Genomic DNA, 12,375 nt, shown 5'->3' on the forward strand with positions numbered 1-12,375 from the left:
TCCTTCGTGATGTCGAACTCCTTCGCGGACCAGACCCTGGCCCAGATCGAGCTCTTCACCAAGCCCGCCGAGTACCCCACCGGCGTCTACGTGCTCCCCAAGCACCTCGACGAGAAGGTGGCCCGCCTCCACCTCGACGCCCTCGGGGTGAAGCTGACGACCCTGCGTCCCGAGCAGGCCTCGTACATCGGCGTGGACGTCGACGGTCCCTACAAGCCGGACCACTACCGCTACTGACGCGCTCCGCGACGCACCTTCCAGCCTCCCTCGATCGGGCTTCGACCTGGCGCCCGCACCCTGACCGCATGGTCCGAATCGTCCGCGAGTCCGTGCAGAGGGAGGTTTGGTGTGTCCGGTAAGCAACAGCACACGCCCGTACTGGTGGTAGGTGCCGGACTGGCCGGACTCTCCACCGCCCTGTTCCTGGCCTGGCACGACGTGCCGTGCCTCGTGGTGGAACGCCACCGGGGGATGTCCCCGCACCCGCGCGCCCGGGGCATCAACCCCCGGGCCATGGAGCTGATCCGGTCGGTCGGCCTGGAGGAAGAGGTCCGGGCCACCGAGTCGGCGCGGGCCCTGGCCGGCAACAGCGGGGTGTACGCCGCGCAGTCGCTCGCCGGACACCAGCTGGGCGCGCTCCACGAGCAGTACTTCATGGACGTCAGGACCGACCTGAGCCGTCTGACGCCCACCGGCTGGTGCCTGTGTCACCAGGACGAGTTCGAGCCGGTGATCCGGCGGCGCGCCGAGGAGCTCGGCTCGCGCTTCCGCTACGGCACCGAGCTGGTGTCCTTCCGGCACGAGGACGGCGAGCACGGCATCACCGCCGAGCTGCGCGACCGGGACACCGGGGAGACCAGCACCGTCACCGCCGACTACCTGGTCGCGGCCGACGGGCCGGCCAGCCCGGTCCGCGCGCAGCTCGGCATCGGTGTGGAAGGGCCCGGCACCACCGGGCACTTCCTCAACATCCACTTCGAGGCCGACCTCGCGGAGCAGCTCGGCGAGCGCCGGTTCATCATGTGCTACACGTTCAACGACACCCTCCGCGGTGCGCTGATGCCCCTCGACAACTCCCGGCGCTGGCTGCTCCACGTGGGCTTCGACCCGGCGGTCGAGGACCCGGCGGGCTTCACCGAGGAGCGCTGCCGGGACCTGGTGCGGGCCGCCGCCGGGGTGCCCGACCTGGACGTCAAGGTGGTCGGCGCCATGCCGTGGGAGGCCGCGGGCCGCTGGGCGTCCTCGTTCGGCTCCGGCCGGGTGTTCATCGTCGGCGACGCGGCCCACGTCATGCCGCCCAGCGGGGCCTTCGGCTCCAACACGGGCGTGCAGGACGCGCACAACCTGGCGTGGAAGCTGGCCGCGGTCCTCTCCGGCCAGGCCGGGCCGGGGCTGCTGGAGAGCTACGACGCCGAGCGCCGTCCGGTCGGCGCGGCCACCGTGCTGCAGGCCGTGCTGCGCTCCAAGGACCGGCCCCGGCTCGCCGACAAGGAGCCCGCGCCGAGCAACCCGGAGATCCACGCCGACACGGAGATCTGGTTCGGCGGACGGTACCGCTCCGGCGCCGTGGCCGCGGCGGACGGGGACGACGCCCCGGAGGGGGTGTGGAACCCCCACCCGGACGGGCGGCCCGGCACGCGCGCCCCGCACGTGGTCCTGGAGCGGGGCGGCCGTCCCGTCTCGGCGATCGACCTGTTCACCAAGGACCTGGTGCTGGTGGCGGGCGCCGGTGCGTCGGCGTGGGCCCTGGCCGGCCGCGACGCGGCCCGGCAGCTCGGCGTCACCCTCGACGTCCTCAGGTTCGGCGAGGACGGCCTGGCCGACCCGGGCGAGTCCTGGAACACGGCCTACGGGGTCGGCCACGAGGGCGCCGTCCTGGTGCGCCCCGACGGGGTGGTGGCCTGGCGCTCGCCCGGAGCCCACGCCGAAGCGTCGTCCGTGCTGGCCGGCGTACTGGCCCGGGTGCTCTCCCGATAGGGCCTGTCGGACCCAACAGCCTGACCAAAGCGATGGAGTGATCATGTCTGGAATTACCGGCTGGGTGGACTTCGCGCGGGATCTCACCCGGGAGCGCAGCACCATCCTGGCCATGACCTCGACGATGGCTCTGCGCGGCCCGGACGGCGAGGGTGTCTGGGTGGGGCCGCGGGCCGCCCTCGGACACCGCCGCCTCGCGGTGTTCGACCTCGAGGACGGGCGGCAGCCGGTCGCCCTGGACCACGACGGCAGGACGATCGCGGTGGCCGCCCACAGCGGCTCGATCCTCAACCACCAGGAGCTGCGCGCGGAACTCACCTCGCGCGGGCACCGCTTCCGCTCGGGCGGCGACACCGAGACGCTGCTGCACGCCTTCCTGGAGTGGGGTCCGGCGGCCGCCGCGCACCTGGAGGGCACCTTCGCGGGCGTGGTGTGGGACGCCAGGTCCGAGGAGCTGTTCCTGGTCCGCGACCGCCTCGGCGTCGAGCCGCTGTTCTACTACCCGACGCCCACGGGCATCGTGTTCGGCTCGGAGGCGAAGGCGATCCTCGCCCACCCGCTGGTGCAGCCGGAGGTGGACGCGGACGGCCTGCGGGAGATCTTCACGTACTCGGGCACCCCGCACGTGGCCCCGTTCCGCGGCATGCACCGGCTGCGGGCCGGCCACCACCTGGTGGTGCGGGCCGGGGGCATCACCAAGACCCAGTGGTGGGAGATCACGGCGGCGGAGCACACCGACGGCCTCGAGACCACGGTCGACACGATCCGCGGGCTCCTCGAGGAGAGCATCACCCGCAACCTGCGCACGGAGGCGCCGGTCGGCTCGCTGCTCTCCGGCGGTCTGGACTCCAGCGGGGTCGTCGGCCTCGCCGACGCCGAGCTGCGCAAGTCCGGCAAGCGCATCCGTACGTTCACCGTGGACTTCGCGCAGCACGCGGAGAACTTCCAGGCGACCGACACCCGTCAGTCGCCGGACGCCCCGTACGCGGCCGACGTGGTGCGCCACCTGGGCACGGACCACACCGACGTGGTGCTGGACCCCGCGGAGCTGAGCGACGCGGTGGCGCGCTGGTCGGTGCTGCGGGCCAAGGACTACCCGACCCCGCTCGGCGACATGAACACCTCGCTGTACCTGCTGGCGCAGGCGGTGGCGCAGCGCGAGACCAAGGTGGTGCTGACGGGCGAGGCCGCCGACTCGCTCTTCCACGGGGTCGCCTGGAACCGCGATCCGGTCGAGAGCACGATGGACACCTTCCCCTGGGTCGCCCGCGGTGTGGTCCGCGACGACGCGGCGGGCCTGGGCTGCGGGCTCTTCGGGGACTCGCTGCTCAAGGAGCTGGCGCCGCTGGAGTACGCGGCCCAGCGCTACCGGGAGTCCGTCTCCGAGGCCCCCCACCTGCCGGGGATGTCCGACCAGGAGAAGCACATGCGCGAGCTGTGCTGGGTGCACCTGACCAACTTCATGGAGAACCAGAACGGCCACACCGAGCGGCTGTTCAAGGCGGTGGGCCTGGAGGTGCGGATGCCGTACTGCGACCACCGGCTGGTGCAGTACGCGTACAACCTGCCGTGGGAGCTGCAGAACTTCGACGGCCGCGAGAAGAGCCTGCTGCGGGCCGCCGTACGGCACGTCCTGCCGCAGAGCGTCATCGACCGGCGCAAGACCCCGTACCCGGTGACCCTGGATCCGGGCTACGAGAAGGCGCTGCGCACGGAGATGCGCGAGCTGCTCGCCGACACCGACGCCCCGGTGCAGCCGCTGCTCGACCGGTCCGCGGTGCAGGCCACGCTGGACGACCCGGACGGGCTGAGCCGCTGGGCCAAGCGCGCCAACGTCGAACTGCCCATCCAGCTGAACACCTGGCTGCGCCGGTACGGCATCCGGCTGGTCCTCTGACCGGAGCCGCGACCACATGCCGATGGCGGCCGTCCCCGGGAGGGGGCGGCCGCCATCGGCATGCTCGGGGTGCCGGCCGGGACGGCGCGCGGCGGGGCGGGGCGGGCGGTCAGTGGTGGCCGGACGCGTGGTCCACGGTGATCGTGCGCGGCGCGTTCTTCTCCGTGCCGGGTTCCACGACGGTGAACTGGCCCATCATTCCCTGGTCCTCGTGGAACAGGGTGTGGCAGTGGTACATGTACGGCTTGCGCGGGTCGGTGAGGGTGTCGAAGCGGACGGCGAGCCGGATCGTGCCGAACTCCGGCAGGTAGACGGTGTCCTTGGGGCCCTGGACGTAGGCGGGGGCCTCGTGGCCGTTGACGTCGATGACGTTGAAGGTGGCGCCGTGCACGTGGAAGGCGTGGATCCAGGTGTCGCCGCGGTCGATCTCCCAGATCTCGGTGGCGCCCGCGGGCACGACCTCGTCGACGCGGGTCATGTCCATGGTCTTGCCGTTGATCTGGAAGCCGACGAACTCGAACTTCCTGACCTTCGCGCCGTCGGGCACGGGGATGGGCTCGGGGGCCCCGTCCACGCGGGTGGGCAGTTCCGGGGAGCCGGCGAGCGTCTGCGCGGCCCGCAGCTGGACGAGGTCGAAGGTGTCGTCGCCGCCCATGAAGCGGTCGGTGGGGAATCCGAAGCCCAGCTCGGGCGGGAAGCTGCGCAGCACGGCCTTCTCGCCGGGCTTGAAGGCCACGACGATCTCGGCCCGTTCGCCGGGGCCCAGGCGCAGCCGGGTCATGGCCTGCGGGCGCTTGAGCAGCCCGTTGTCCACGGCGACCAGGTGGAAGCTGCGGTCGTCGGGGAAGCCGATCCGGTAGACGCGGGCGTTGGAGCCGTTGAGCAGCCGGAAGCGCACCCGGCCGGTGGTGACGGCGAAGTGCGGGTTGTAGGTGCCGTTGACCAGGATGGTGTCGCCGAGCAGGCCGATGTTGTCGGCGCCGGCGATCGAGGACCGCAGGTGGGTCTCGGTGAAGTCGAGGGAGCCGTCGTCGTGGAAGTTCTTGTCCTGGATCACCAGAGGTATGTCGTCGACACCGTAGTTCGAGGGCAGTCCCGCCCGGTCCGACGCGTCGTCGTCGAGGATGATCATCCCGGCGACGCCCCGGTAGACGTGGCTGCCCGTGGAACCGTGCGGGTGCGGGTGGTACCAGAGGGTCGACGCGGGCTGGCGGACGGTCCACTCGGGGCGCCAGGACTCCCCGGCGGGGATCATCTGGTGCGGTCCGCCGTCCATGGAGGCGGGCAGGTGCATGCCGTGCCAGTGCAGGGTGGTCGCCTCGGGCAGCCCGTTGCGCACGTCCATCGCCATGACCTCACCGCGGCGGGCCCGCAGGGTGGGGGCGAGGTACGTGCCGTTCGCGCCCCAGGTGGCGGTCTTCTTCCCCGGTAACAGCTCCGTGCTGCCGGGCGCGAGGTCGAGGCGGTAGGTCCGTTTGCCCCCGGAGGCTTCGGGGTGCAGCAGTTCGGGGATCCTGAGCGGGTTGGCGAAGTCGAGGTCTCCGACGTTGCTGCGCTCGTAGTCCTGGTAGACCCACAGGAAGTTGCCGCCGTAGCCGGCTCCCGCGACCAGGGCCGCTCCTCCCAGGGTGAGGAAGAGACGGCGGCGGACAGGGCGACGGGAAGGCTTCATGGTGCGTCCTCGCAAGTTCTCCACTCGGTCCACCCATGGTTCCGCCCCGCCCCTCGGGTGCGGCTCGTGAGCCGCTGGAGCGGGGCGGAGCCCCATGCAAGGCACGGATGGCGCTGACCTGCGGTCACTGGCCGGTGGGCTCCAGCCGGAACACCACCTCGGTCACGTCCATCGCGCCGGTGCGCCGGTAGGGCTTGAGCTTCTGGCGGTGCAGGGTGTGGCGCGCGCTGACCTCGAAGTCGCGGAACTCCTTCTCGCTCCTCCAGTCGGTGAAGACGAAGTAGAGGCCGGTCGCCTCGTTCGACTTCACCAGCGTCTGGCCGACGTTGGCGGGCTCGGCGGCGATGGCCTCGCCGATGGTCAGCCAGACCTTCTCGAAGTCGGACGCCATCTCCGGGAAGATCTCCATGCGGAGGATCACCCGGACCGGGGCCGCCTCCCGTCCCGGGTCCACCGGGGTCCTGCTGACGGCGGCGATGGCTGCGGCGGTGGCGGTGGCGGTCATGAGCTCCCCTTGTCCGCGGGCGGCTGGTCCAGCCGGAGAACCCGCTTGATCATGCTGCGCAACACGTTCCGGGTGAAGATCGGCGCTTCGGCGCAGCGCCAGGCGACGACCCCGTCGGGGCGCACCAGTACGGCGCCCTGGGCGGTGACCCCGTACAGCTCGGGCCAGCGGTCGTCGAGGTCGTCCAGGTCGATGCCCATGCCGTAGAACGCGAGCGGCGTGCCGAGTTCCGCCGCGACGGAGCGGCCGGCCTCGAGCCAGGGCCGGTTGTCGGGCCCGGTGAGCAGCACCATGGAGCGGCCGAAGAGGTCCAGTACGGAGATCTCCGAGCCGCCGTAGCGCAGTCGCAGGTGCGGTGCGCGGCAGCCGGGGCGGCCGTCGTTCTCCGCCGCCCAGACCCCGAATCCCGGCAGGGTGCCCTCGTCCCAGGGCATCACCGCGGCGGAGCGGTAGCGGGCGGCGCGCCAGACCAGCGGGTCCTCCGCGATCTCGGGCGAGACCGGTTCGGGGGACTGCTTGATGAGGCGGGCCCGGTCGCGGGAGCGCAGCACGGCCTGTTCGACCGTGGCGGCGCAGACCGGGCGGCGCTCCTCGTCGTACGTCTCCAGCAGGTCGGGGTCGGCCCAGCCGTTGAGCACGGCCGCGATCTTCCAGGCCAGGTTGTGCCCGTCCAGGATGCCGGTGCCGGCGTCGAAGCCTCCGCTGGGCGGCATGACGTGGGCGGAGTCGCCGACGAGGAAGACCCTGCCGTCGGAGAACCGGCCCGCGGTGCGGGCCTCGCCCGGCCAGGGGCTGACCTGGAGGATGTCCGGGTCGAGGTGCTTGACCCCGGTCGCGGCCCGGATGAGCTCCGTGCAGCGCTCGGGGGTGAAGGACTCCAGCAGGTCCTTCTCCGGGTCGTACTTGACGTGCAGCAGCCAGTCCCCGGCGTTGTCGAGCGGCATGAGGGAGCCGTGCAGGACCGGGTTCACCGTGTAGCACATGATGAACTTGCGGCCGCGGGTCTCGTTCTGGAGGTCGGCGGAGAAGCGGACCGTGACGAAGTGGCCCATCGTGTGGCCCTCGAAGGGGATGCCGAGCCGGCTGCGCACCTGGCCGCCGGTGCCGCCCGCGTCGATCAGGTAGCAGGCCTTGACCTGGCTCTGCTCCCCCGTCTCCAGGTCCCGTACGAGTGCGGTGACCTCGTCGATGCCGGGGCCGCCCTGGTCGAAGGAGACCAGCTCGCAGTGCATGCCCACGAGCAGGCCGAGGCGTTCGGCGCGCTCGCGCAGGACGGACTCCAGCTCCCGTTCGTCGGCCAGGCACCAGCTGGTCGGCGACAGGCTGCCCGGTTCGGCGTGCACGTCCAGGAGGTACTTCTCGTCGATCGTGGTGAGGTCCCACCCGGCGAGGGTGTCCGAGAGGGCGATCCCGGTGTTCTCCTCCAGCGCCTTCGAGGACGGCAGCTGCCGGATCTTCTGCTCCAGGCCCAGGGAGCGCAGCAGCTCCATGGCCCGGGGGTGGACGCCGAGGATGCGCGGTGGCCGAAGCCGCTCCCGCAGCCCCTCCAGCAACAGGCAGTCCACTCCTTGCTCGGCGAGGAACAGGGCCGTAGCCAACCCTGCCAGCCCTCCGCCGGCCACCAGTACATCCGTGTTGCGGAGCGCACTTCGGCCAGTACTGCGCACTGCCCTCACATCCCTTCGATGACTAAGACTGGTGCTCCACCAGCACGGCGGCGTCCTTGTCCCCGTCGCCCGCCGCCACGATCGAGGCGAACTGCTCGCGTACGAGGTCCAGTACGGGCATCCGGGTGCCGTACTCGGCGGCCGCCTCCAGGGCGATGCGGATGTCCTTCTCCATCAGCTCGGACCGGAAGAAGGCCGGCTCGTAGCTGCGCTTGAGCATCAGGTCGGCGCGGAACCGCATGACCATGGAGCTGAATCCGCTCTGGGACACGACCCCTATGAGCTGGTCGCGGTCGAGTCCCGCGGAGGTGCCGTAGGCGACGGCCTCGGCGAGCGAGGCGACCTGGGCGCCGAGCAGCAGGTTGAGGATCAGCTTCATCGCCGCCGCGTTGCCGGGGGCGCCGACGTGCGTGACCTCGCTGCCTATCGCCTCCAGGACCGGCCGGGCGTCGTAGAGGTCCGCCGGGTCGCCGGAGACGTACACGCGCAGCTGGCCCTTGCGGGCCTGGAGCGGGTTGCCGACGACGCAGGCCTCGACGCGGCGCAGCCCCTTGGCCGCCAGGCGGACCGCGGCTTCGCGGGCGTAGGACGGCGAGACGGTCGAGGTGTCGACGATGACGGTGCCGGGGGCCAGTACGGGCACCACCCGGCCGAAGAGGATCTCCTCGACCGCCTTCTCGTCGGAGAGGCTGAGCATGACGATGTCGTGGCCGGCGGCGGCGCGCTCGGGGGCGTCGGCGAGCTTGGCCCCCGCCTCGACGAGTCCGGACGCCTTGGAGGCGGTCCGGTTGTAGACGGTCAGGGCGTACCCGGACTCCACCAGGCGGCCGGCCATGCCGCCGCCCATGTTGCCCAGGCCGATGAATGCCAACTGTCGGTTGGTCATGGGAAGTTCTCTTTCGTTTCCGGGCCGGCCGCCGGTTCGGGAGTCCGGGGAAGCGGCATCGAGGGGTGTACCTGGGCCGTCAGTACGCCGCGTCGACCTCGTAGAGGGCGAAGGGGGCGCTCGTACGGGTGTCGCGGAACGGCCGCAGCGGGGCGGTGTCCTCGCGGTGGTCCGCCCCCTCCTCCCAGACCTGGAAGGCGGCCATGGACTCCCAGCGGCTGACCACGACGAGCGCGGTCGGGTCGCCGGGGGACCTCAGCAGCTCGTTGCCGAGCATGCCGGGGACCCCCGCGAGCCGCTTGCTGACCAGGTGGTAGGCGTCCCGTACGGCGGCCAGCTGCTCCTCGTCGTAGGCCGCCTGGTAGACCAGGACCCTCACCTCACCGGGCATCGGCGGCCGCCTTGCCCTCGATGGTGGTGAGCACCTCCATGACGTGGAAGGAGCCGCCCTTGCGGAAGGGGTGCAGGGTCGCACGGTGTTCGAGGTGCGCGGGGCTGTCCTCGAACTCGCGGAAGCGCGGCTCGTCCGTCCAGTCGCTGATGATCACGAAGATCGTCTTGTCGCCGGCCGTGCGGGCGTCCTCGCGGGCGAGGGACTGGCCGAGGTTGGCCGGGTGGCCGGTGACCGCCTCGGTCCCCTCGTGCCAGGCCTTCTCGAAGTCGGCCTCCTTGCCGGGCTCGATCTCCATGCGGAGCATCACGCGGAAGGCCATCAGGAGATACCTCCGTCGACACCGATCGTGTTGCCGGTGACGTAGCGGGACAGGTCGCTGGCGAGCCACAGGATGGCGCCGGCCACCTCGTCGGGGGTGCCGAGCCGGCCCAGCGCGGTCTTGGCGCCGTACCGCTCCGACATGAGCTTCTGCTGGTCCGCCGGCATCGCGTAGAAGTTCTCGGTCTCGATGACCCCGAGCGCGACCACGTTGAAGCGGATGCCCTGCGAGCCGAACTCCTTGGCCAGCGAGCGGTTCAGGCCCACGAGCGCGGCCTTGGTGGTGGTGTAGTGCGCGCGCAGCGGGATGCCGGCGTCGACGGCGCGGGAGCCGATCGAGACGACCGAGGACCCCTCGCCGAGCAGCGGCAGCGCGTGCTGGATGACCAGGTGGGCGCCGGTGATGTTGGTGGCGAGGATCCGGTTCCACTCGTCGAGCGGGAGGTCCTTGTACGGGATGTGGCTGATGGCGCCGGCGTTGTTGACCAGGAGGTCCAGGCGGCCGCCGGTGAGCTCACCGACCTGCTGGAGCAGGCCCGCGATCTCCTCGGGCTGGGAGAGGTCGGCGCGCAGCACGTGGTGGTTGCCGCCGATCTCCTTCAGCTCGCTCTCCAGGGAGGTGACGAAGTCGCTTTCGCGCTGGTAGCAGGTGATGACGTCGACACCGGCGTGGGCGAGCGCCAGTACGACGCCTCGACCGACACCGCGGGTGCCGCCGGTGACCAGGGCCTTCTTGCCCCGGAGTTCGAGGTCCATGGGTGTTCCTCCGTGAAGTTGCGTATCGAGGGAAAGCGGGGGCGGCCTGGCGGCCGCTCAGAGCAGGAAGCCCAGGGCCGCGCAGTTGACGACGAGCGCGGCGATGGTCAGCCAGCTGCGCAGGCGGTTCCAGGCGCCCCAGACCTTGCGGGGGTCGCGCTCGGCGAAGTCGCTCGGCAGGTTGTCCGGGTCGAGGGTGCGCATCCACCGGTTGACCGGGACGTTCTTGGTGACGGAGATGCCCGCCGTGATCGCGGCGAGCAGGGCCGCCACGGCGAACAGGGTCTGCGCCCCGGCCACCGGCGCGCCGATCGCCAGCACCACGTCACAGACGATCGTGCCCACCAGGCAGATGGGCATCGCCGGGTCGTAGCGCGTGCCGAAGAACGCGTGTGCGTTGACGTAGCGGTCGGCGGGCAGTGAGGCCAGGTACGGGAAGCCCCCGAGCTGGGTGCCGAAGAGGACTCCCGCGGCCAGCCCGTTGACCAGCAGGAGCAGCGGAGCGATGAAGGTCAGCACCGCCGGCTCCTCAGCGGACGAGGGCGCGGGCCTGTGCCTCTACCCGTTCCTTGATGAGGTCCATCTGGATCTTGGTGTTGTGGTTCAGGTACTCCGTCATGGCCTCGTCCGTGGCCGGGGCCTCGGGCTTCATGTGGAAGTCCTGGATCCAGCGCATCCGCACGCCGCCCGAGGGCTCCGGCGTGTACTCCCACTTGATGTGCATGTAGTCGAACGGCCCGGTCTCCACCCGCTGGGCCGCGACCGTGCGGGTCGCGACGTCGCGGGTGCGGCGCGAGACCCAGCTCCAGACGTTGCCGTCCTCGTCGGGGTGCATGGTGAGGCGGAAGACGATGGAGTCGCCCTCCTCCTCGATGACCTCGGCGCTGGCGTACTCGCTGAACAGGTTCGGCCAGTTCGGGACGTCGTTGGTGATGTCCCAGACGACGTCCAGGGGGGCGTCGATGACGATGAAGTTGTCGGTGTGTCCAGCCACGGTTCCGTGCTCCTCTGGGTGTCGGCTCGGTTCGTGTCTTCAGCCGTGTCGGCCGTGTGGGGGGAGGTGCGGCGGGGTCAGCGACCGAGGACGAGAGCGGAGGTGAAGCCCCCGTGACCGCGGGCCAGAACCAGTGCGTGGCGCAGGGACTGCTGCCGGGGGGCTCCCGTGACCAGGTCGATCTCGAAGCCGGGTGCGAGCGCGCGGATGTGGGGGGTGTGGGGGATCACGCCCTCGCGCAGCGACAGCAGGGCGGTGGCGACGTCGAGCGGCGCGCCCCCGCCGTACAGCCGGCCGGTGAGCGTCTTCGGCGCGGTGACCGGGACGCCCCGGGGGCCGAAGATCTCGGTGATGGTGCGCGCCTCGTCGCGGTCGTCCGCGGGGACGCCCGCGGCATCGGCGAAGACCACGTCGATGTCGGCCGGGGTGAGGCCGGCGTCGGCGATGGCGGCCTCGGCCGTACGGCGCAGTGCGCGCGGCCGCTCGGACTCGGGCGCCGGGTCGAAGCCCGAGGCGTAGCCGAGGACCCGGCCGTAGCTGCGGGCGCCGCGTTCCTCGGCGGCCTCGGCGCTCTCCAGTACGAGGATCGCGCCGCCCTCCCCGGGAAGGTAGCCCGAGGCCTCGGCGTCGAACGGCACGTAGGCGCGCTCCGGGTCCGGGACCCGGGAGAGCTTGCCGTTCGTCAGCTGCGCGGTCAGGGCGTACGGGCACAACGAGGCGTCCGTACCGCCGGTGACGACGAGCCGGGAGCCCTTGCGGGTCAGGCGGCGGGCCTGGCCGATGGCGTCGAGCCCGCCGGCCTGCTCGCCCGCGAGGACCCCGCACGGTCCGCGCATGTTGTGCTTGATGGACACCTGGCCGGTGGTCGCCGCGTAGAACCAGGCGATCGACTGGTAGGCGCCGACCCAGCTCGGGTCGTTCTGGTAGAGCGCCGTCATCTCCTTCTGGCCGAACTCCGTTCCACCGGAGGACGAGGAGGTGACGACGGCCATCTCGTACTCGGGGATGGCCGTCAGGTCGGCGCCCGAGTCCTCGAGCGCCGCCTCGCTGGCGGCCAGTGCGAGATGGGTCCAGTGGTCGGTCTGCGAGATGAGCCGGTTCGGCTTGACGGACTCCTGGGCGGTGAAGCCCGGTACCTGTCCGGCGTGCTGGACCGGGTAGCTCGACGGGTCGAACCGGCCGATGCGCCCGATCCCCGACTTGCCGGCGAGCACCGAGGCCCAGTGGGCCTCGACGCCGACGCCGGTGGGGGCGAAGATCCCGAGTCCGGTGATCACCGGGGGGCGGTGGTCGGAGGAGGGGGCCATCA

13 protein-coding genes are annotated in these 12,375 nt (G+C 71.4%); 3 read left to right on the forward strand and 10 right to left on the reverse strand.

The window, feature by feature from the left end; all coding sequences use genetic code 11:
* The 3 genes from ACWGDE_RS09045 to asnB form a co-directional block, all read left to right on the forward strand.
* Positions 1 to 237: adenosylhomocysteinase (locus ACWGDE_RS09045; RefSeq protein WP_453388330.1), on the forward strand; the 237-nt coding region annotated here is incomplete at its 5' end.
* A gap of 111 nt (positions 238 to 348) precedes the next feature.
* A complete protein-coding gene (locus ACWGDE_RS09050; RefSeq protein ID WP_453388331.1) occupies positions 349 to 1,977 on the forward strand; it encodes an FAD-dependent monooxygenase in 1,629 nt (542 codons plus the stop codon).
* Between the two features lie 43 nt (positions 1,978 to 2,020).
* Positions 2,021 to 3,874 (forward strand): asparagine synthase (glutamine-hydrolyzing), encoded by a 1,854-nt coding sequence (asnB, locus tag ACWGDE_RS09055; protein ID WP_453388332.1) that lies wholly within the window; start codon positions 2,021 to 2,023, stop codon positions 3,872 to 3,874.
* A gap of 109 nt (positions 3,875 to 3,983) precedes the next feature.
* Here the strand turns inward: asnB and ACWGDE_RS09060 are convergent, their stop codons facing one another.
* The 10 genes from ACWGDE_RS09060 to ACWGDE_RS09105 form a co-directional block, all read right to left on the reverse strand.
* On the reverse strand, positions 3,984 to 5,546 hold the full coding sequence (locus tag ACWGDE_RS09060) for a multicopper oxidase family protein (RefSeq protein ID WP_453388333.1): 1,563 nt from the start codon (positions 5,544 to 5,546) through the stop codon (positions 3,984 to 3,986).
* A 124-nt stretch (positions 5,547 to 5,670) separates the two neighbouring features.
* Positions 5,671 to 6,051, reverse strand: coding sequence for an antibiotic biosynthesis monooxygenase family protein (locus ACWGDE_RS09065; protein WP_453388334.1), 381 nt, complete (start codon positions 6,049 to 6,051; stop codon positions 5,671 to 5,673).
* Positions 6,048 to 7,727 (reverse strand): FAD-dependent monooxygenase, encoded by a 1,680-nt coding sequence (locus ACWGDE_RS09070; RefSeq protein WP_453388335.1) that lies wholly within the window; start codon positions 7,725 to 7,727, stop codon positions 6,048 to 6,050. The genes ACWGDE_RS09065 and ACWGDE_RS09070 overlap by 4 nt, the downstream gene beginning before the upstream one ends.
* Positions 7,728 to 7,740: 13 nt before the next feature.
* On the reverse strand, positions 7,741 to 8,604 hold the full coding sequence (locus ACWGDE_RS09075; protein ID WP_453388336.1) for an NAD(P)-dependent oxidoreductase: 864 nt from the start codon (positions 8,602 to 8,604) through the stop codon (positions 7,741 to 7,743).
* Between the two features lie 79 nt (positions 8,605 to 8,683).
* On the reverse strand, positions 8,684 to 8,995 hold the full coding sequence (locus ACWGDE_RS09080) for an antibiotic biosynthesis monooxygenase family protein (RefSeq protein WP_453388337.1): 312 nt from the start codon (positions 8,993 to 8,995) through the stop codon (positions 8,684 to 8,686).
* Positions 8,985 to 9,317, reverse strand: a complete 333-nt coding sequence (locus ACWGDE_RS09085; RefSeq protein ID WP_453388338.1) for an antibiotic biosynthesis monooxygenase family protein — start codon at positions 9,315 to 9,317, stop codon at positions 8,985 to 8,987. Before ACWGDE_RS09085 ends, ACWGDE_RS09080 begins: the two co-directional genes overlap by 11 nt.
* Positions 9,317 to 10,072 carry an SDR family NAD(P)-dependent oxidoreductase gene (locus ACWGDE_RS09090; RefSeq protein WP_453388339.1) on the reverse strand — a complete coding sequence of 252 codons (756 nt, stop codon included), beginning with the start codon at positions 10,070 to 10,072 and terminating at the stop codon, positions 9,317 to 9,319. The genes ACWGDE_RS09085 and ACWGDE_RS09090 overlap by 1 nt, the downstream gene beginning before the upstream one ends.
* Positions 10,073 to 10,129: 57 nt before the next feature.
* The gene (locus tag ACWGDE_RS09095) at positions 10,130 to 10,591 is read right to left on the reverse strand and encodes an anthrone oxygenase family protein (protein WP_453388340.1); all 462 of its coding nucleotides are present in this window, start codon (positions 10,589 to 10,591) and stop codon (positions 10,130 to 10,132) included.
* A 10-nt stretch (positions 10,592 to 10,601) separates the two neighbouring features.
* Complete coding sequence (locus tag ACWGDE_RS09100) at positions 10,602 to 11,066, reverse strand: SRPBCC family protein (protein WP_453388341.1); 465 nt, start codon at positions 11,064 to 11,066, stop codon at positions 10,602 to 10,604.
* Positions 11,067 to 11,143: 77 nt separating this feature from the next.
* Complete coding sequence (locus ACWGDE_RS09105) at positions 11,144 to 12,373, reverse strand: ketosynthase chain-length factor (RefSeq protein WP_453388342.1); 1,230 nt, start codon at positions 12,371 to 12,373, stop codon at positions 11,144 to 11,146.
* Positions 12,374 to 12,375: the final 2 nt, after the last annotated feature.

It is taken from the genome of Streptomyces sp. NPDC054956 (genome assembly GCF_053609185.1).